This window comes from Paraburkholderia sp. ZP32-5, assembly GCF_021390495.1.
Lineage (GTDB): Bacteria > Pseudomonadota > Gammaproteobacteria > Burkholderiales > Burkholderiaceae > Paraburkholderia.
Genome location: NZ_JAJEJP010000002.1, coordinates 1320439 through 1338796 on the forward strand (window position 1 = coordinate 1320439; position 18358 = coordinate 1338796).

An 18358-nucleotide genomic window follows, 5' to 3' on the forward strand; every position below is an offset into this window, starting at 1 on the left:
GCCCTGCGATGAAAAACACTCTGAAGGGGTTGGGCGCGGCGCTGGCCGTCGCGTTACCGTTGTTCGTGCAAACACCGGCCAATGCGGCAACCTCGGCGGCAACGCCGGCAGCGGCTGGCGCTGCCGATCAGGCGCTCGTGCAACGCGGCGCCTATCTCGCCCAGCTCGGCGATTGCGCGGCCTGTCACACGGTGCCCAAAGGCAGGCCGTTCGCCGGTGGCCTGCCGATGAACACGCCGCTCGGCCGCATCTACGTGACCAACATCACGCCGGATGTGCAAACCGGCATCGGCGGCTATACGGAGCAGGACTTCGCGCGGGCACTGCGCGAAGGCGTCGCGAAAGACGGCCACAACCTGTACCCGGCGATGCCGTATCCGTCCTACGCGAAGGTTAGCGACGACGACATGAAGGCGCTCTACGCGTTCTTCATGCATGGCGTCGCGCCGGTGCCGCAGGCGAATCGCGAGTCCGATATCAAATGGCCGATGAACATGCGCTGGCCGCTCAAGTTCTGGAACATGGCGTTCCTCGACAACGGCGCGTATCGCGACAAGCCGGGCAAGGATGTCGCCTGGAATCGCGGCGCGTATCTGGTGCAGGGACTCGGCCATTGCGGCTCGTGCCATACGCCGCGCGGCGTCGCGTTTCAGGAGAGCGCGCTCGATGAAAGCGGCAGTGGCTTCCTGAGCGGCGCGCTGCTCGACGGCTGGTTCGCATCGAATCTGACCGGCGAACACAATGCCGGGCTCGGCCGATGGAGCGAGCAGGATCTGCAGGCGTTCCTGAAGACCGGTGCGAACCGTCATGCGTCGGCGTTCGGCTCGATGACCGACGTGATCAACAACAGCACGCAGCACATGAGCGACGCGGACGTCGCGGCGGTGTCGACGTATCTGAAGTCGCTGGCGCCGGTGGGCGGCAACGGCGCGCAGCCCTATACGTACGATCCGCAGGCGACCAGGGTCTCGCTCGATCGCCCCGCGAACGATGCCGGCGCGCGCCTCTATGCCGCGTATTGCATGCACTGCCACGGCGTCGACGGACGCGGTTTCGCGCCGATGCTCGCGCCGCTCGCCGGCAATCCGAACGTGCTCGCGAAGAATCCGGCGTCGCTGATCAACGTGACGCTGAACGGTACCGGTGATCTGGTAATCAACGGTGTGCCGTCGCCGTTCCCGATGCCGGGCTTCGCGGCGGTGCTCGACGACCGGCAGATCGCCGATGTGTTGAGCTTCGTGCGCGCGGGCTGGAACAACGGCGCGCCGGCGGTGGGCGCAGCGGAAGTCGCGAAGTTGCGCAAGTCGACCGAGGCGGCGCGGTAGGCGCGCCCGTTCAGGGTGGGACGGCAGTTACCGGTGTTGTCCCACCTTCTGCCGCTTCTCCAGCACCCGCGCATACCAGGTCAGCGGAAAGCACATCGCGAAGTAGATCAGCGCGACCATCCCGTAGATCGGAAACGGCCGGAACGCGGCATTGGTGATCATCGTGCCGGTCTTCGTCAGTTCGACGAAGCCGATGATCGACGCGAGCGCGGTGCTTTTGACGACCTGCACGAGAAAACCGACCGTCGGCGCGACCGCGATTTTCAGCGCCTGCGGCCACACGATATAGCGCAACTGCTGGCCGAAGGTCATGCCGAGACTTGCGCCCGCCGACCACTGGCCGCGCGGCACCGCCTCGACGCAGCCGCGCCAGATATCGACCAGATACGCGCTCGTATAGAGCGTCAGCGTGACTGCCGCCGCGGCCCATGGCGACACGTCGACGCCAAGCAACGGCAAACCGAAGAACGTCAGAAACAGCTGCATCAGCAGCGGTGTGCCCTGAAACAGCTCGACGTACAGCACGACGATGCGGCGCAGCCAGCCGATCGGCGACACGCGCATCGCGAGCAGCAGCAAGCCGACGATGCCGCCGCCGACGAATGCGATCACCGACAGCAGCACGGTCCAGCGCGCGGCGATCAGCAGATTGCGGGCAATGTCCCACAGCGTGAATTCGACCATGATCAGCGCTCCGTTGGCAGTGTGCGCGCGCCGCGCCAGAACAGTCGGCCGCGCCCGTTGCCGGGCTTGCCGCCGCTATCGTTGCGGCTGCCGCGCGCGGCGCGGCCCGCGAACAGGTTGCGGCCGAAACGGTTCAGCAGTTGCCGCAACGCGATCGACATCAGCAGATAAGTCGCGGTGATGATCAGATAGCTCTCGAACGAGCGGAAGTTGCGCGACTGGATGAAGTTCGCCGCGTAGGTCAGGTCCGGCACCGAGATCTGCGATACGACGGCCGAGCCGAGCATCACGATCAGCACCTGGCCGAGTAGCGCGGGAAACACATTGGCGAGCGCCTGCGGCAGCACTACGTGACGGAACACCTGGCGTGAGCGCAGACCGAGCGCCTCTGCCGCCTGCACCTGGCCACGCGAAATCGAATCGATGCCGGCGCGCACGATCTCGGTGGCGTACGCGCCGAGATTGACGGTCATCGCCAGCACGGCGGCCTGCATTTCGTCGATATGCAAGCCGAGACTGGGCAAGCCGAAGAACACGAAGAACAGTTGCACGAGAAATGGCGTATTGCGGATCAGCTCGACGTAGCTCGCGACCAGCCAGCGCGCCCATTTGGGCCCGGCCGCCGCGATGCTCGCGCCGGCGACGCCGACGAGTCCGCCGAGCACCGTCGACACGGCCGTGAGCCCGAGTGTCACGGCGGCGCCGCGAACGAGCATGTCGGCATAGAGGCCGAAGCCGCTGAAATCGAACGCATAAGTCATCGCTTGATACTCGTCGTTGATCAGAATCCAATCGCTGCCGGGTTCACGACGCAAGGCCCCGTGAGAGGCCCAGCGTCAACGCGGCTCAGCGCGAGTCAGCACAGGCAAGTCAGAACTCGGCCGGCAGCGGCGCGCGCAGCCACTTCTCGGAAATCGCGTTCATCGTGCCGTCCTTGCGAGCCTTCGCAATCGTTTCGTCGACCTTGGCCTTCAGGCGCGGCTCGTTCTTGTTCAGCCCGACGTGATCGGGCGAGCTGAACAGCGAAAACTTCTGCTCCGGATCGTTGGCCGGATGACGCGCGAGAATCGTTGCACCAACGTCGTTGCCGACCACCATCAACTGCGCCTGGCCGGACAGAAACGCCGAGATGGCGCCGTTCGGATCGTCGAAACGCTTGATGTTCGCGCTGGGCGGCGCGATCTTCGTGACGCTCAGGTCTTCGAGCGTGCCGCGCGCGACCGCGATCGACTTGCCGGCGAGATCGGCGGCGTTTTTCACATGCAGCGATTTCGGGCCGAACACCGCGAGGTAGTACGGCGCGTACGGCATCGAGAAATCGATGACCTTCTCGCGCTCCGGCGTCTGGCCGACCGACAGCAGCATGTCGGCTTTGCGGTCGGCGAGATAGGCCATGCGGTTGTCGCCGGTCACCGCGACCAGTTCGACCTTCGCGTTGAGTGCCTTGCCGATCAGATTGGCGACGTCGATGTCATAGCCGACCGGCTTCATATCCGGGCCGATCGAGCCGAATGGCGGATAGTCCTCGAACACGCCGATGCGTACGGTGCCCGATTTGGCGATGTCGTCGAGTGCATCGGCATGCGCGGCCGACGGCAGCGCGCACAACACGCCGAGTGCGGTCATCGCCAGCGTCGCGACGAGTGTGGCGAACACGCGGCGCGGCTGCGCGCGGCGGGGCGATTGCGGAGCGGAGTGCTGATTCATGGTCTCTTCCTTTGTCGAAAAACGTCGTTATTGAATGGATTCGGGCGCGTGCGGCGACTCAGATGGCTCACGCGGCGCGTGCGGCGATCAGCTTGCACGCATGTGGCGGCAGTTCGGCGAGCACCGGCATGCCGAGCGCGAGTCCCGGCGTTTCGCGTGGCGTGGTCGCGGCGGTCAGCGTGAAGCCGCTGCAATCGATCGTCGCTTCCAGCGAAGCACCCACGTCGCGAATGAACGTAACGGTGCCCGGCAGCCGGTTCGGACCGGCGGTGTCGGAAGCCGCCTTCGCCGTCTTCAGGCAGATGTCCTCGGGCCGGATCAATAGACGGATCGCGTCGCCGGCCCGCGCGTTCGCGGCGAGCGGCGCGCGTGGGTTCGGCGCGACCGTGATGGACTGACCGCCCGGCAGGCTCACGCCGCCTGCGCCATCGTGCTGAACCGGCAGGATATTGCCGAGGCCGATGAAGTCCGCGACGAATTCGCTGACCGGATCGCGATAGATATCGAGCGGCTTGCCGACCTGTGCAATGCGGCCTTTTTCCATCACGACGATTTCGTCGGCCATCGTCATCGCTTCGCGCTGATCGTGCGTGACCATGATCGTCGTGATGCCGAGGCGTTGCTGCAGCAGACGGATCTCGACCTGCATCGCTTCGCGCAGCTTCGCGTCGAGCGCGGACAGCGGTTCGTCGAGCAGCAGCAGTTGCGGCTCCGATGCGATCGCGCGCGCAATCGCGACGCGCTGGCGCTGACCGCCCGACAATTGCGTGACCGGCCGGTTCGCCATGTGCGGCAACTGGATCAGTTCCAGCAGTTCGGCGACGCGGCGGCTCTGCTGGTCTTTCGCGACCCGGCGCAGCTTCAGCGGATACGCGATGTTTTGCGCGACCGTCATATGCGGAAACAGCGCGAGCGACTGGAACACCATGCCGAAGTCGCGCCGGTTCGCGCTCAGATGCGTGATGTCGCGGCCGGCGAAATGCAGGCTGCCCGAGGTGGGCGTCTCCAGCCCGGCAATCATGCGCAGCAGCGTGGTCTTGCCGCAGCCGGACGGGCCGAGAAAGCACACGAGCTTGCCGTCGGGCACGCTCAGATCGACGTTGTCGACGGCATGCACCGCGCCGAAGCGCCGCGTCACGGCCTGCAAGGTCAGATGGGTCATCGAAGGCTCCAGCGCGGGGGAACTCAAAGTGCAACCCCTTCGTCGCCGATCAGCTTTTCGAGCAGCCAGATCAGCGCGAAGTCGATCGCGACGATAAATACGGCGAAACAGAACACGGTCGGATCGAGCGACGACACCGTGCGGCTATACAGCCAGACCGGCAGCGTCATCGTGTCGATGCTGTACAGGAAGAATGTGACGGTGAACTCGTTGAACGACACGATGAACGCGAACAGCATGCCGGCGAGAATGCCGGGGCGCATCAGCGGCAGCACCACGTCGATCAGCGCGCGGGTGGGGCTCGCGCCCATCACGCAGGCCGCTTCCTCGAACTCCGGGCCGATCGACGCGACCGACGCCGCGCAGTTCTTCACGGTGAACGGCAGCGCCAGAATCACGTGCGCGATGATCAGCCGGCCGACGCCGAGTTCGACCGGCAGCACGTTGAACACCAGCAGCAGCGACAGGCCGAGCATCACGAGCGGATAGACGAGCGGCAGCGCGACCAGTTGCTCGACCGCCGGCTTGCCGCGAAAGCGGTAGCGCGACAGCGCATAGGCGGCGGGCACCGACACCAGCGTCGCGATCAGCATCGTCGAGAACGCGACGATGAGGCTGGTGGTAAGCGCCGCGCCCATCGACAGCGTATCGGTCGCCTCGGGCGACACGAAGCTTTGCCAGGCGGCGCGATACCAGTGCAGGCTGTACGCGTGCGGCGGAAATTCGAGCGTGTCCGCCGCGCTGAACGACATCACGATCATCGTCAGGATCGGCAGCGCGGCCAGAAACAGCACGACGCCGGCGGTGAGCGCAGTCGCGCGCCCGAGCTGGCCAGGCATCGTGTGCGGCAGGCGCAGCCAGCGCGGCGTGGATCCAGGCAGACCCGAAGTGGGCAGTGGCGTGCTCATGCGTGAGACTCTCCGCTCAGACGTTGGGTGCGGCGCACCAGACGTTGCGATAGCGCCATCACGGTCAGCGTCGTGATCATCAGTACGACGCCGGAAGCGGACGCGGCCGGCCAGTTCAGCAGCGGCGCGACCTGATCGTGGACCAGCACCGCGAGCATCGGCACGCGCCGGCCGCCGAGCAGCAACGGCACCGCGAACGCGCTCGCGTTGTAAGCGAACACCAGCAACGCGCCCGACACGAGGCCGGGCATCGCGAGCGGCAACAGCACATGACGCAGCGTTTGCCAGCGCGTCGCACCGAGCGTCGCGGCGGCTTCCTCGTACGAGATCGACACCGCGCGCATCGCACTGGCGAGCGGCAGCACCGCGAGCGGAAACGCGGTCTGGATCAGCCCGAGCAGCACGCCATGCTCGCGATACAGCCACATCACCGGACGCTCGACGAGGCCACTGCCGAGCAGCGCGTGATTGAGCAGCCCGGCCGGGCCGAGAATCACGAGCCAGCCGTAGCCTTGCAGCAGCAGATTGACGAGCAGCGGCAGCAGCACGCCTGCAAGCAGCAGCCGCCGCGCGAGCCGCGACTTCGTGCGCGCCATCGCCAGCGCGACCGGAATCGCCAGCAGCACCGCGAAGATCATGCTCTGGAATGCGAGCCGCAGCGTTAGCCACAACGATCTGATGAAGTAGCCGTCGACGAGGTCCGCGTAGTTCTGCAGCGTATAGCTGCGCCATTCGTTGCCGGCGCTGCCGAAGCTCATGCGCAGCACGACCAGCGCCGCCGCGCCGAGCACCGCGAGAAACAGCAGGATCGGCGCGAGCAGCAACCAGGGGCGCGCGTTGGCGAGCATGCTCGCGGCGGCGGGTTCAGTCACGGCGGCAGCGGCGCCGGATGCCGGACCCGGTGCCGCCTCGTCCGGCACCATCGCGGCACGTCGTGAGAAGCGCGCGAGCATCGTGTTCATGCCGAGAAGATTTCGGTGTAGCGCTTGATCCATGCCGGCTGCACGACGGCGAGCGCCTTGTCGTCATGCAGCACCGCTTTCTCGGCGATCTGCTGCGGGCTCGGCACGAACGCGCGGCTCTCGGCCGGGATCACCGCTTTCGAATTGACCGGGCCGTTCAGCACGTCGGCGGCCATGCGGCCTTGCACGCCCGCATCGAGCGAATGGTTGATGAATGCGTGGATCAGATCGGCATCGCCCGGATGCGCTTTCGGGATCACCGTGAACATCAGCTGCGTCGCGAAGCCTTCCTTCATGCCGTAGGTCACGCCCATCTTGTACTCGGGCTTGCGGATCTGGTCGGGGAAAAACGCTGGCGAGTAGATGCCGCCGATATCGAGCGAGCCGGTGCGGAACAGATCGGCCACCTGGTTCGGGTTCTCGCCGAGCGTCATCACGTGGTCCTTCAGTTGCGCGAGTTTCTTGAAGCCGGGCTCGATGTTCTGCTGCGAGCCGCCGTTCATCTTCGCGGCGATGATCGCGAGGTCGACCGCCTCGGCCCATTCGGGCGGCGGCAGGAACACGCGGCCCGAGTACTTCGGGTCCCACAGTGCTTCGTAAGACGACGGCGGCGTTTTCACCGTCGCGGTGTTGTAGATCAGTCCGTCCGACCACAGCAGATAGCCGACGCCGAAGCCGTTCGCGCCGGTGCGGTATTGCGGCGCGACGTCCTTCAGGTTCGGCAGGCGGTCCAGATCCGGCTTCATCAGCAGGCCGGCGTCCGCGAGCCCCGACGCGCCGACGCCCGCGAGCGTGATCACATCGTAGGTCGGACGGTCGCCGCTCGCCTTCAGCTTGGCGACCATGCCCGAGGTGCCGTCGGCGCGATCGGCGACCACTTTGGCGCCGGTCTTCGCGGTAAACGTCGCAGCGATGTTGCGCAGCGCGGCCGTGCCGGTATCGTCCGACCACGTCAGGATGCGCAGCGTCTTGCCGCTGAAGTTGTGTTCCTGCGCGCGCAGATTGAGGAACGGCATCGGCAGCGCGGATGCCGCGAGCGCCGTGCCGAGCGTCTTGATGACCTGTCTTCTACCCCGTTTGATCTGTTGCATGGCGGTCTCCTGTGTTGAACGCCTGTTGCCGATGAATCGCCGTGACCGCAGCGGGATATAACCGCGCGTGAATGCACTGTAGGTTTGCCAAAATCCATCAACAATCGAAATATGCGCATGGACGGCATGACGTACGCTCATGGCACCGGGTGCGAGGATGCAGCGACGCGCGCCGCGGCGATTCGGCCGGAACCGGCGGATGAGCGCGCCTCCGGGTTAACGTCCATATCCGGTGGGTTGGCGTGTGGCGGCGTCGCGGTATGAGGAAAGCTGGGTGCTGGCGCACCGGTTGGCGGCTTTTGCGCACCATGCCGGTGCGGCACGGTGTGAACGGCGCCGTTTCGCGGCGTGCATGAGCCGAACGCATACGGATTTGCCTGTGGTCCGGCTCGTGCAGAGACAGCCGATCGCGTATTCTGTCGGCATGACGGGCACGGCGGCGAAGGGCGCCGCCGCGGCCGCGCATGATTTTTTCTGATCGTGGATACACCGATGCGACGCCTTCCGCCGCTCAACGCGCTGCACATTTTTGAGACCGTCGCACGCCATCGCAGCTTCACGCGCGCCGCCGACCACCTATGCCTGACGCAAGGCGCGGTCAGCCGGCAGATCATCGCGCTCGAGGAGTATTACAAGTTCCCGCTGTTCAAGCGGCACGCGAAGGGCCTGACGCTGACCGCCGAAGGCGAAATGCTGCTGCCGGCCGTCAAGGAGAGCTTTGCGCGCATCGAGGAAATGTCGCTGCGGCTGACGAGACAACGCACCGATCTCGCGCTGAAGGTGCCGACCTGCGTGATGCGCTGGATGCTGCCGAAAATCATGCGCTTCCAGTCCGAATATCCGGATCTGCATGTGCAGATCACAACGACGTGGCAGCACGACATCGACTTTCAGAGCGAACCGTTCGATGCGGCGATCATCTACGGACCGTCGCCGGGCGCGGACGTGCAGGCGGTGTCGCTGTTCGAGGAGCGTCTGACGCCGGTCTGCACGCCCGAGCTGCTGAAAAGCAAGCCGCTCGATCAGGTGGGCGACCTCGTGCGCCATACGCTGCTGCATCCGACGCGCGATCATCGGGACTGGAAGAGCTGGCTCGCGAAAGTGGCGGAAACGGATGCCGCCGGCGCGGGCGCGATCGATGCCGAACTCGGGCCCAGCTTCGACACGCTCGACATGGCGACCAATGCGGCCGCGCAGGGCTTCGGCGTGGCGATCAGCGATCTCGCGCTGATCGACGAGGACGTTGCGGCGAGGCGTCTGGTGCGGCCATTCGATACGGTGCTGAAAACCGGCTGGCGATACTACTTCGTCTATCCGGATTCAGTCGCGCAGCAGCAGAAGCTGAATCTGTTTCGCGACTGGATCGTCGAGCATTGGGAAGAGTGACGCCTTCTGTGGCGTTCTACGTATCGCCTAACGTGAGCCGTTAAGGCGCAAACGACAGAAACAGATACGCGGCGAACAGCGACAGATGCACCGCGCCTTGCAGGATCGTCGTGCGTCCGGTGCTGAGCGTCAGCGTGCCGACCACCAGCGTGAGCGCGAGCAGCACCATCTCCTTGCCGTTGATGCCGAGCACGATCGGCTGGCCGATATACAGGAACACGCCGGCGACGGTAGGAATGGTCAGGCCGATACTGGCGAGTGCCGAGCCGAGCGCGAGATTGAGGCTGGTCTGCAGCCGGTTGCCGCGCGCGGCGCGCAACGCGGCGAGCCCTTCGGGCAACAGCACCAGCGCCGCAATGATGATACCGACCACCGCCGGCGGCGCGCCCGCGTTCAGCACCGCGCTTTCGACCACCGGCGACAACACTTTCGCGAGCAGCACCACCGCGACGAGGCTCACCAGCAGCAGCGCGCCGCTGATCATCGCATCGCGGCTGCTGGGCGGATCGGCGTGAACGTCTTCATCGGGCACATCGGCGAGAAAGTAATCGCGATGGCGCACGGTCTGCACGAACACGAACACGCAATACAGCACCAGCGATGAAATCCCCGCGAATGCCAGTTGCGAGCTCGACAGGATCGGGCCGGCGTTGGTGGTGGTGAAGTTCGGCATCACGAGCGTCAGCACCGACAGCGACGCGAGCACCGCCAGCGCCGCCGCCGCGCCGCGACTCTGAAAATCCTGTTCGAGATGGTGGATGCCGCCCACCAGCAGACACAGCCCGACGATCCCGTTACAGACGATCATCACCGCGGCGAACACGGTGTCGCGCGCGAGACCGGCTTTTTCGGGACCGGACGTCAGCATCACCGAGACGATCAGCGCGACCTCGATGACCGTGACGGCGACCGCGAGCACCAGCGTGCCGAACGGCTCGCCGATGCGATGCGCGACCACTTCCGCATGGTGGACGGCGGCGAACACCACCGCGCACAGCGCCACGCCGACCAGCGAAAGCAGTAGCGCGTTGCCCGGCACCGCGTAGCCGGCGGCGAGCACGATCCAGCCGACGAACGGCACGGCGAGAGTCCAGCGGGGTAATACGGCCGTGGTCGAGGTCATTCGGAGATCCTTTGCATGCGTGGGGATGACGGGACGAAGCCGCCGGTTTTCGAAAGTGTGTGAATCTGCGTGTTCACTTTAAGAACCAATGCTAAATATTTAAATTATAAGAAATAAATGTGACACGAAAAGGGCGCTACCGGATCTTTTCAACAGACGCAACACGCGGCGCGAAGCCGTGGGCTCGAGATATTGAGGGCTCGTCCGGTGGGGAATCATTGTGCAACGGAAGGATCGGTGATGCGCGGGGCGACGTGCCCGCTGCGTTTAAAACTCGTAGTGCCGGTGCGCCGGCATGCGGCACGGGTTCTGGCGCAGTGCCTGCTCTCGTATGAAGCCATCGACTGGCGCCGCTATCGTTTATCCGGATACCGGCGCCAGCCTGTTTCCCTACAGCAACTTCAGCGGCCGATTTACTGGCCGATCGCGCGGATCGTCAGCGCATTGCGCACCGACGTCACGCCCTGCACGTTCTGTGCGGCCGTGGTCGCGAGTTCGATCATCTGCTGTTCCGGCACCGAGCCAGCCAGCGTCACGGCGCCATCGCGCGCGCGCACGGTGATGTTCGAGACCGTCAGGCCCTTCGTCTTCGAGAGTGCGCCGCGCACCTTGCGCTGCAGTGCGCGGTTAGCCGCGCGGACCTGCTTGGCGTTCGGTGCGGAGGCCGCCGGCGCAGCCGTGGTGGCCGCATCGTTGTTTTGCGCGTACGCGTTCAGGGATGCGAAAACGATCAGAGCGCCGCCGATCATCTTGATTGCCGGGAATGCTTTCATTCGACTTCTCCTGTTGTCATAGGTACATCAGTTCCCCGGATGGGGCCGATGGTCACACCAGCGGGTACAGCGGGATTCGATACGAATGTTACGGGTATAGCAGCCCTGCGAATACGCCTGGAATCGATCCAGCCATGCGACGCGAGGCTGGAAAGCCGAGCGGCCACAGGGCACATGTTGGGACGTGTTGCGGGCCGGTGACACACAATACAACAATTAGTGCCATGTCGACCCGGGGTGGCATGAAAGTGAGGCTTCGGTACAACGCAATAGGCTGGATGAGACCGGGCGATGGCGTCGAATCACGATGCCCGGGACCACGACACGAAAAAAGCGGATGACGTATGAGAAATGAGCTTCTTCCGATCCGGCCGCTGCGCCGCGACGATCTGCCGGTCGACACTGTCGAGCTGGCGCGTTTCATGGTAGGCAAATACCTCGTGCACGATTTGCCCGAAGGCCGTATCAGTGGACGTATCGTCGAGACCGAGGCATATCCGCTCGGCGATTCGACGAGCCATGCGTTTATTGGCCGCCGCCCGTACAACGGTTCGATGTTTCTCGCACCTGGGCACGCGTATGTGCGGCTGACCTATGGCGTGTCGTACATGCTGAACATGTCGGCCGAAGCGGAGGAGGTCGGCGCCGGTATTCTGCTGCGCGCGGTCGAGCCGCTCGAAGGACTTCCATTGATCGAAGCGCGCCGCCCCGGCGTGCCGCTGCGCGATCTCGCGCGCGGGCCGGGCCGGTTGACGGTCGCGTTCGGTATCGATCAGGCGTTCGATGGGCGCGATCTGTGCACCGGCCGCGGACTCTGGATCGGTGTGATCGAGACCGGCGACGCGCCGCTCGGCGTGACCACGCGGATTGGTCTGTCGCGTGAGATGCATCAGCCGCTGCGTTTTTTCGAGCCGGGCAGTGTCTTCGTCAGCGGGCCGCGCAAGCTGTTGCTGATTCCGCCGTCGGAGGCGTGAAAGTGTGAAGGCTCAGCGGGTTGCAAGGGCATCGATCAAGGCAATTATCACTACATGCTTCATGCATTACGGCAGGCCTCTATTTATTCCCATTCATTATTGCGACGAAAACAATTATCTATCTCGAAATTAAGGGTTTTCCCTTGAAGGGACGATGACTAGACTGAATTCAATCGCTTACGCAACAGTGCGAAAAGCGATGCAACAGACAAAATCAGATTGGAGGTAAGTCATCATGAAATCGCTCTTCAAGGCAGTTGCCATTGCAGCAGTTCTCGCCGCACCGGTCGTCTCCTTCGCGCAGTCGAGCCAGCAGCCTGTCACCCGCGCGGAAGTGCGCAATCAATTGATCCAGCTCGAACAGGCCGGCTATAGCCCGGCGACGTCGAGCGACGCGGATTACCCGGGTAACCTCCAGGCCGCGCAACGCCGCGTGGACGCGCAGAACTCCGCCGTCGCGCAGACCAATCCCGTTGCTGATACGAGCGGCTACGGCGCGCCGATGGGCGGCACCTCGCAGTCCGGTGGCGTGGTCCAGCCGATGAGCGGCGCACACGGCGTCTATTTCGGTAACTGATCCGCGGCGTGCAGCGTATGGAAGCGGTGCGTGCGATGACTATCCGCACGCATCGCTTCAGATCACCTGACGAACCCATCCGGCGCGACGCGCGAATGCGCTGTCAGCGTGTCGTCCGCGCGCGCGTTGTGTTCCTGTTTAAAGGAACCTCCGCTGCCGCAAGGTGGCTTGGCCCAAGCTTTTCGAGGTTTGGGCTTTTTTTGCTTCGATTGACTGGCGCCGCTGCGGAGCGCGTGCGCGCTAAGGCCGTTCGCCGTGAATATAGAACTCGAGTTGTTGAATGGTGAACTGCTGTTCCGCGATGATGTTCTTCACGAGGTCCCCGATCGATACCATGCCGACAAGCCGCTCGTTTTCGATGACCGGCAGATGACGCATGCGCCGCTCGGTCATCAGCGCCATGCAGTCTTCAGTGGTCTGGTCGGGGCGAACGAAGCGCACCGCCTTGCTCATGATGTCGCGCACGGGCGTCGCTTTCGACGAGCGGTCCATCAGCACCACCTTGCGCGCATAGTCGCGTTCGGTGACGATCCCGGCAATGCTGTCGCCGTCCGTGACCACCAGCGCGCCGATGCCTTTTTCGGCCATCAGCCGGATAGCCTCGTACACGGAATCATCGGCGCCGATCGTGTAGACGCCGGACGGGTTCGGTTTTGTTTTGAGAAGCTGCGCAACGCTTGTCATGGAGCGGCTCCGTTTCGCAATGCAGCACGCCGACATGGCGCGCCGTCGTGAGGGACAGGACAGGCCATTGCAGTATAGGCGTGCGATGGCCCGCCGGTACACCCGAATACGTGCGGCGCTGCACACGCCCGGCATCGATCGGCAGGCCGCGCCGATGCGTGTGTCCGCGCGTTTTGAGGCACACGAAGTTTTGCGCCGCTTTCCGTAGCCACGAAGGGGCATCCGCGTGCGGCACGCGGATTAGCGGTAAACTCGCAGTCCACACCTTATCCCCGGCTTGACCGGGTTCATGTCAGCACCACTGTTTAACGCCATGCTCACGTCTCAGGATTCATCGCCCGCAGCGGACGGCGCCGTCACCGGCGAATGCGTCGCACTCGACGCCACCGCCACACTCCCCACGCGCTACGGCACGTTCACCTCTTATGTGTTTCGCGTGGTCGACAGCGGCGCCGAACATCTCGCGCTCGTGATGGGCGATGTCGCCAACCAGTCGTCCGTGCTGACCCGCCTGCACTCGGAGTGCCTGACGGGCGACGTGCTCGGTTCGTATCGCTGCGACTGCGGCGAACAACTCGATCTCGCGCTGCGCTATATCGCGGCCGAAGGCTGCGGCGTGCTGCTCTATCTGCGCGGGCACGAGGGGCGCGGTATCGGCCTGTCGAACAAGATTCGCGCCTATGCGCTGCAGGAGCAGGGGCGCGATACCGTCGAGGCCAATCTCGATCTCGGTCTGCCCGACGATTCACGCGAATACGATTCGGCCGCGGGCATTTTGCGCACGCTCAAAGTGACATCGGTGCGGCTGATGAGCAACAACCCGGAGAAGTTTCATACGCTGTCGAAGCACGGTATTCCGGTGTGCGAGCGCGTCGCGCTCGCGATTCCGATGCGCGAGGAAAACGAGCGCTATATCCGTACCAAACAGGTCAAGTTCGGGCACTACTTCGACGAGAACGAGTAGGCCCTTCTAAACGCTCAGAACAGCCCGAAATCGTCATTGCTATCGGGAATCGCATCGAGCAGACGAGTTAGCGCGTGATAGCCGAGCGGGCTCGAAAGTGTGGTCGCGATATGCAGGCAGCGGCGGGCACTATCGTTCGCGTGTGTTTGCGGCGCTAATTCGGTTGCTGGTGTTTCCGGCGTTGCCGGCGTTTGTGATGTTCGGCGAGACGGGCAGGGTTGCGAGCGAGGCTCGCCGAATGCGCGCCGCAATGGGCAGGTGTACATGCTCTCTCCTGTGTCGAATATCCGGTGACGCGCACGAGCGATTTGTGCGTGTGCCGTCGATCAACCGGTACGGTTCAATGCGCCGCGACCTGCGCGCCGGTCACGCGCGGCAACAACTCCGCCAACACTTCCTTCAACGTCGTTGCGCCGAAGCGTCGCTCGCTGACATTCGCTTCGACGTCGATACGGCCCGCGTTGTGCGCGTCGTACAGATCGACGATCAGCCGCGCATGCCGCTCACCGATCCCGGCACCGTGCATCACCGCAGGCCAGTCGTCGCGCGGCACTTCCCAGTCCACTACCGGCCGTCCCGAGAGCTGCTCCAGGGTACGCGCCACATCGAGTGCGCTGACCCTCTCACTCGCTTCTACACTGACGATTCGCGGCATCGCGCGCGATGGCTGAGTGTCGAGCAACAACTCGGCCGCGAACTGGCCGACGTCCCGCGCGGCCACAGTCGGGAACAGCTTGTCGAGCGGATGATGCAAGCTTGGCAGCACGCCCCGCTCAAGCGCGGCCGGCAACACGCGTGCCCAGTTGTGCATGTGTTCCGCGCTGCGCAGAAACGTCAGCGACGAATCGATCGAGCGCAGTTGCGTTTCGAAGTAGTGGAACAGCGTCGTGATGCCCGTGCCGTCCGCGTGCTCGGCGCCATAGTCGGAAAGCACGAGCACATGTGGTGGAGGAGCCTCGCGTAACGCAGCAACGCTTGCGTCGATCGTGCGCCGCATCCCGGCCTCTGGATCGTCATGCGCGCGCGGCACCGGACACAGCACCTGCACCGCTTGCGCGCCTTTGATCGCGCGTGCGACCGATTCCGCGTCGTTCAGATCCGCGAGCGCAATTTCACAGCCGATTGCCGCGAGCGCTTCGCCTTGTTTTGCGTCGCGAAACACCGCGCGTACCTCGCGTCCCGCGCGACGCAATGCGCTTGCACATGCATGGCCGACCGGACCCGCTGCTCCAAAAATAACGAACACGTTGCGCTCCTTTGAGATCGATACAGGCTCGATCGTACGGACGTGTTGCCAGCAAAGCGCGCAGATATGGATGATGTTGCGCGGATCCGGATGATTTCTTGCAGCGACATAGCGCGATACCGCCGTATGGAGAACCGCCAGCGAATCGCATCGCCACCGTCCAGCACACGAAATCCCGTCGCCTCAGCGAAATCGCGGAAAACGCCGCACAATGCACGAACCTCGCCGCCACTCAGGAGAACCGCGATGAACGCCGTCACCCCGATCCCCGCGCTCGCGCCGCACAGTGGCTCGCGCATGACCTTGCGCTCGAGCCGCGCGCTTGGCTGGCAGGATTTCGGCGCGGAACTGGTCGGCGTGTCGGCTGGTTTGCATCGGATACCCGCGTTCCGGCATCACCGCGTGGGCGTGCATGTCGGCGCGCCGGTGACGGCGCACTGCCGGACCGACTCGCGCCGTCTGTCGCGGATTCAGGCGCACGGCGACGCCGATGTGATCCCCGCGGGGCTCGAAGGTCAGTGGACCGATGAAGCCGCCTGCACGATCTTCAGCGTATGGTTCGCCGCCGAATTCGCGCAGCGGACCGTCGAGCAACTGGCGCTGAAATCGTCCGATGCGCAATTGCGGCCGCGCTTCCAGATGCGCGATCCGCGCTTTCAGCATCTCGCGTGGGCGCTGCAAGCTGAACTCGAAGCGGACGACGCGTCCGATCCGCTGTATGCCGAGAGTCTGTGCACGGCGATGGTGGTGCGGCTGATCGGCGGCTCGCCGGAATCAGGCAAGCTGCGGCGCACACTTGCGCCACGCACGGCGGCGCGCGTGATCGAATTCATCGACGCGCATCTGGACCAGCGTCTGACGCTCGACGATCTTGCCGCGCAGGCGCAACTCAGCGTGCCGCATTTCAAGCTACTGTTTCGCGAAACGCTGGGCGTGCCCGTGCATCAGTACGTGGTGCGGCGACGGGTGGAGCGCGCGAAGGCGCTATTGCTGGAAGGCCGGCTTAGCGCGAGCCAGATTGCGCTTGATGCCGGCTTTGCGCATCAGAGCCATATGGCTCACTGGATCGGGCGTTTGCTGGGCGTGACGCCGCGCGAGCTGCGCGGCGCCGCACGGGATGAGGCGGTGTCAGTGGAGCAGCGGAACTCCGGGCATTAATGCGGTCAGCGGTGCCGCGATCAGCCCGGCCCGACCCCGGTCAACTGCGCATACACATCATGCGCGAGCTGCAATAGCTGCTTGCGATCGATGCCGCCCGACACCGCATAGCCGAAATCGCCGTCGATCCAGTAGAACACATTGACGGGCCCCGACTGATACAGCTTGAACGCGGTCGTGTTCGCGTTCTCCTTGCGATGCGAGATGCACAGCGTCACGCGCTCGCCGTTCGGACCGCGATACATGAACTGCGCGGTCGGGCCGTCGGTGCCCGGCAGCAGACGGCCGCCCGATAGCATGAAGCCGCTCTTCGACAGCATCGGCGGATGCACCTGGGTGCCGAGCCGGTTCGCGAGCCATTGCACGAATTCCTGCTCGTGCTCGGCGCTCATATCGCTTGGCCGGTCGATCGCCGGCATGTAGACCACGTGCGCGAGCGCCGCCTGGCGCGCGAAACCTTCGGCGCTATCCGCGCTGACCGCACGCACGCTGGTGTGATCGAGCGCGACCGGCGGGATCAGATCGCCGCGATGCATGCCGATGCCGAGCCCCAGCACCAGCGCCGCCGCCATGCCGCCGAACTGCGCGGCGTAGCGCGGCCAGTTCGCGGCCACTCGCGAGTGGCGCGGCGCGGGCGCCTGCAGCCGCTTCGGCACCGGCTCGCTGAGCACGCGGTCGTAGCGCTCATGAAACATGCTGTTGAGCGAAAAATAATCGCTGATACGCGCGGCCAGCTCCGGGTTCTGTTCGAGCGCGCGTTCCACCTCGACACGGCGCTCGCCCGACAGCGTGCCGTCCACGTACGCGTGCAAATCTTCTTCGCCGATCGGCATTTGCGGCTCGCTCATCGCACCACCTGTAATTTCGCACCGGGCTGGCTGCCCGCCATCAATGCCCGCAGCCGTTCGCGGCCGCGCGACAGCCGCGACATCACCGTGCCGATCGGGATGTTTAACGCCAGCGCGACATCGGCATAGCTCATTTCTTCGAGACCGACCAGCAGCACCACCTCGCGCTGCTCGAGCGGCAGCCGCTGCAAGGCGTAATCGAGATCGCGCATTTCCAGTGAACGGGTCTGCGACGACGGCACGGCGAGTTCGCTTTCGGGGATGCTGTCGTCGTCGACCGCGACGTGGACCGCGCGCGCCGACGCCTTGCGCGCCTGGTTCGCAAACACGTTGTGCATGATCGTAAACAGCCACGCGCGCAGATCGGTGCCCGGCTGGAACAGGCCGGTGCGGCCGAGCGCGCGTTCGAGCGTGTCCTGCACGAGATCGTCGGCGAGTTCGCGATTGTTGATCAGCGCTCGCGCATAGCGCCGCAGACGCGGCACATGCTCCATCAGCTCGTCACGGACATCCATGATGGGTCACAGTTGTGGGGCTTGGGGTCGGCATCGGATTCACCTGCTTCGGTATCGGTGCGCGCCGCATCGTTCGCGGTTGCTTTCGGCGCCTTGCGGGCACCACGCGCATTCGATCTGTAAACAGCCATGGGCGGATTTTATTCCGCTGGCTTCGTGGTGTTGATGTTTCGTTCGCACGCGGGGCTGCGTTGTGTGGGCATGGTGGGGCGTGCAGGGGGGCGTCGCACATTTATCGCGGCGCTCGCCGGGCGCTGGCATCCATCAGTGC

The 18358-nt window shown here is 64.5% G+C and carries 19 protein-coding genes; 6 read left to right on the top strand and 13 right to left on the bottom strand.

Features of this window, described 5'->3' with window-relative positions; all coding sequences use genetic code 11:
- Nucleotides 1-8 precede the first annotated feature (8 nt).
- On the top strand, nt 9-1325 hold the full coding sequence (locus L0U82_RS24640) for a c-type cytochrome (protein WP_233835332.1): 1317 nt from the start codon (nt 9-11) through the stop codon (nt 1323-1325).
- A 27-nt stretch (nt 1326-1352) separates the two neighbouring features.
- On the opposite strand, the gene L0U82_RS24645 is transcribed toward L0U82_RS24640, so the two are convergent.
- From L0U82_RS24645 to L0U82_RS24675, 7 genes are all read right to left on the bottom strand, one after another.
- Nucleotides 1353-2009, bottom strand: coding sequence for an amino acid ABC transporter permease (locus L0U82_RS24645; protein WP_233835333.1), 657 nt, complete (start codon nt 2007-2009; stop codon nt 1353-1355).
- Between the two features lie 2 nt (nt 2010-2011).
- Nucleotides 2012-2770, bottom strand: a complete 759-nt coding sequence (locus L0U82_RS24650; protein WP_233835334.1) for an amino acid ABC transporter permease — start codon at nt 2768-2770, stop codon at nt 2012-2014.
- Nucleotides 2771-2879: 109 nt separating this feature from the next.
- Nucleotides 2880-3716 (bottom strand): transporter substrate-binding domain-containing protein, encoded by an 837-nt coding sequence (locus L0U82_RS24655; RefSeq protein ID WP_233835335.1) that lies wholly within the window; start codon nt 3714-3716, stop codon nt 2880-2882.
- A gap of 67 nt (nt 3717-3783) precedes the next feature.
- The gene (locus tag L0U82_RS24660) at nt 3784-4878 is read right to left on the bottom strand and encodes an ABC transporter ATP-binding protein (protein WP_233835336.1); all 1095 of its coding nucleotides are present in this window, start codon (nt 4876-4878) and stop codon (nt 3784-3786) included.
- Nucleotides 4879-4901: 23 nt separating this feature from the next.
- A complete protein-coding gene (locus L0U82_RS24665; RefSeq protein WP_233835337.1) occupies nt 4902-5786 on the bottom strand; it encodes an ABC transporter permease in 885 nt (294 codons plus the stop codon).
- Nucleotides 5783-6748 carry an ABC transporter permease gene (locus L0U82_RS24670; protein ID WP_233835338.1) on the bottom strand — a complete coding sequence of 322 codons (966 nt, stop codon included), beginning with the start codon at nt 6746-6748 and terminating at the stop codon, nt 5783-5785. The genes L0U82_RS24665 and L0U82_RS24670 overlap by 4 nt, the downstream gene beginning before the upstream one ends.
- Nucleotides 6745-7839 (bottom strand): ABC transporter substrate-binding protein, encoded by a 1095-nt coding sequence (locus tag L0U82_RS24675; protein WP_233835340.1) that lies wholly within the window; start codon nt 7837-7839, stop codon nt 6745-6747. The genes L0U82_RS24670 and L0U82_RS24675 overlap by 4 nt, the downstream gene beginning before the upstream one ends.
- Nucleotides 7840-8331: 492 nt before the next feature.
- Here L0U82_RS24675 and L0U82_RS24680 point away from each other — a divergent pair, with 492 nt between their 5' ends.
- Nucleotides 8332-9225, top strand: coding sequence for a LysR substrate-binding domain-containing protein (locus L0U82_RS24680; protein ID WP_233835341.1), 894 nt, complete (start codon nt 8332-8334; stop codon nt 9223-9225).
- Nucleotides 9226-9265: 40 nt separating this feature from the next.
- Here L0U82_RS24680 and L0U82_RS24685 read toward each other — a convergent pair whose 3' ends face one another.
- The gene (locus tag L0U82_RS24685) at nt 9266-10348 is read right to left on the bottom strand and encodes a calcium:proton antiporter (RefSeq protein ID WP_233835342.1); all 1083 of its coding nucleotides are present in this window, start codon (nt 10346-10348) and stop codon (nt 9266-9268) included.
- 413 nt (nt 10349-10761) lie between these two features.
- A complete protein-coding gene (locus L0U82_RS24690; protein WP_233835343.1) occupies nt 10762-11121 on the bottom strand; it encodes a BON domain-containing protein in 360 nt (119 codons plus the stop codon).
- Between the two features lie 344 nt (nt 11122-11465).
- Here L0U82_RS24690 and L0U82_RS24695 point away from each other — a divergent pair, with 344 nt between their 5' ends.
- Both L0U82_RS24695 and L0U82_RS24700 read left to right on the top strand, forming a co-directional pair.
- On the top strand, nt 11466-12095 hold the full coding sequence (locus L0U82_RS24695) for a DNA-3-methyladenine glycosylase (protein ID WP_233835344.1): 630 nt from the start codon (nt 11466-11468) through the stop codon (nt 12093-12095).
- 235 nt (nt 12096-12330) lie between these two features.
- On the top strand, nt 12331-12672 hold the full coding sequence (locus L0U82_RS24700; protein ID WP_233835345.1) for a DUF4148 domain-containing protein: 342 nt from the start codon (nt 12331-12333) through the stop codon (nt 12670-12672).
- 240 nt (nt 12673-12912) lie between these two features.
- Here L0U82_RS24700 and L0U82_RS24705 read toward each other — a convergent pair whose 3' ends face one another.
- Nucleotides 12913-13356, bottom strand: coding sequence for a CBS domain-containing protein (locus L0U82_RS24705; protein WP_233835346.1), 444 nt, complete (start codon nt 13354-13356; stop codon nt 12913-12915).
- A gap of 313 nt (nt 13357-13669) precedes the next feature.
- Here L0U82_RS24705 and ribA point away from each other — a divergent pair, with 313 nt between their 5' ends.
- Entirely contained in the window at nt 13670-14320 is a 651-nt protein-coding gene (ribA, locus tag L0U82_RS24710) for a GTP cyclohydrolase II (RefSeq protein WP_233835347.1), read from the top strand.
- Between the two features lie 340 nt (nt 14321-14660).
- Here the strand turns inward: ribA and L0U82_RS24715 are convergent, their stop codons facing one another.
- On the bottom strand, nt 14661-15566 hold the full coding sequence (locus L0U82_RS24715) for an NmrA family NAD(P)-binding protein (RefSeq protein WP_233835348.1): 906 nt from the start codon (nt 15564-15566) through the stop codon (nt 14661-14663).
- 246 nt (nt 15567-15812) lie between these two features.
- On the opposite strand from L0U82_RS24715, the gene L0U82_RS24720 reads away from it, so the two are divergent.
- The gene (locus tag L0U82_RS24720; RefSeq protein ID WP_233835350.1) at nt 15813-16724 is read left to right on the top strand and encodes a helix-turn-helix domain-containing protein; all 912 of its coding nucleotides are present in this window, start codon (nt 15813-15815) and stop codon (nt 16722-16724) included.
- Nucleotides 16725-16744: 20 nt separating this feature from the next.
- Here L0U82_RS24720 and L0U82_RS24725 read toward each other — a convergent pair whose 3' ends face one another.
- Nucleotides 16745-17572: an anti-sigma factor family protein gene (locus L0U82_RS24725; protein ID WP_233835352.1), complete on the bottom strand. Its 828-nt coding sequence runs from the start codon at nt 17570-17572 to the stop codon at nt 16745-16747.
- The gene (locus L0U82_RS24730) at nt 17569-18087 is read right to left on the bottom strand and encodes an RNA polymerase sigma factor (RefSeq protein ID WP_233835353.1); all 519 of its coding nucleotides are present in this window, start codon (nt 18085-18087) and stop codon (nt 17569-17571) included. Before L0U82_RS24730 ends, L0U82_RS24725 begins: the two co-directional genes overlap by 4 nt.
- Between the last annotated feature and the right edge of the window lie 271 nt (nt 18088-18358).

What these genes read in the sequence shown, in the direction of transcription:
- L0U82_RS24690 (WP_233835343.1), bottom strand. Translation starts at nt 11,121, where the DNA reads ATGAAAGCATTCCCGGCAATCAAGATGATCGGCGGCGCTCTGATCGTT.
- ribA (WP_233835347.1), top strand. Translation starts at nt 13,670, where the DNA reads ATGCTCACGTCTCAGGATTCATCGCCCGCAGCGGACGGCGCCGTCACC.
- L0U82_RS24695 (WP_233835344.1), top strand. Translation starts at nt 11,466, where the DNA reads ATGAGAAATGAGCTTCTTCCGATCCGGCCGCTGCGCCGCGACGATCTG.
- L0U82_RS24670 (WP_233835338.1), bottom strand. Translation starts at nt 6,748, where the DNA reads ATGAACACGATGCTCGCGCGCTTCTCACGACGTGCCGCGATGGTGCCG.
- L0U82_RS24720 (WP_233835350.1), top strand. Translation starts at nt 15,813, where the DNA reads ATGAACGCCGTCACCCCGATCCCCGCGCTCGCGCCGCACAGTGGCTCG.
- L0U82_RS24725 (WP_233835352.1), bottom strand. Translation starts at nt 17,572, where the DNA reads ATGAGCGAGCCGCAAATGCCGATCGGCGAAGAAGATTTGCACGCGTAC.
- L0U82_RS24655 (WP_233835335.1), bottom strand. Translation starts at nt 3,716, where the DNA reads ATGAATCAGCACTCCGCTCCGCAATCGCCCCGCCGCGCGCAGCCGCGC.
- L0U82_RS24705 (WP_233835346.1), bottom strand. Translation starts at nt 13,356, where the DNA reads ATGACAAGCGTTGCGCAGCTTCTCAAAACAAAACCGAACCCGTCCGGC.
- L0U82_RS24645 (WP_233835333.1), bottom strand. Translation starts at nt 2,009, where the DNA reads ATGGTCGAATTCACGCTGTGGGACATTGCCCGCAATCTGCTGATCGCC.
- L0U82_RS24700 (WP_233835345.1), top strand. Translation starts at nt 12,331, where the DNA reads ATGAAATCGCTCTTCAAGGCAGTTGCCATTGCAGCAGTTCTCGCCGCA.
- L0U82_RS24685 (WP_233835342.1), bottom strand. Translation starts at nt 10,348, where the DNA reads ATGACCTCGACCACGGCCGTATTACCCCGCTGGACTCTCGCCGTGCCG.
- L0U82_RS24650 (WP_233835334.1), bottom strand. Translation starts at nt 2,770, where the DNA reads ATGACTTATGCGTTCGATTTCAGCGGCTTCGGCCTCTATGCCGACATG.
- L0U82_RS24675 (WP_233835340.1), bottom strand. Translation starts at nt 7,839, where the DNA reads ATGCAACAGATCAAACGGGGTAGAAGACAGGTCATCAAGACGCTCGGC.
- L0U82_RS24640 (WP_233835332.1), top strand. Translation starts at nt 9, where the DNA reads ATGAAAAACACTCTGAAGGGGTTGGGCGCGGCGCTGGCCGTCGCGTTA.
- L0U82_RS24730 (WP_233835353.1), bottom strand. Translation starts at nt 18,087, where the DNA reads ATGGATGTCCGTGACGAGCTGATGGAGCATGTGCCGCGTCTGCGGCGC.
- L0U82_RS24665 (WP_233835337.1), bottom strand. Translation starts at nt 5,786, where the DNA reads ATGAGCACGCCACTGCCCACTTCGGGTCTGCCTGGATCCACGCCGCGC.
- L0U82_RS24680 (WP_233835341.1), top strand. Translation starts at nt 8,332, where the DNA reads ATGCGACGCCTTCCGCCGCTCAACGCGCTGCACATTTTTGAGACCGTC.
- L0U82_RS24660 (WP_233835336.1), bottom strand. Translation starts at nt 4,878, where the DNA reads ATGACCCATCTGACCTTGCAGGCCGTGACGCGGCGCTTCGGCGCGGTG.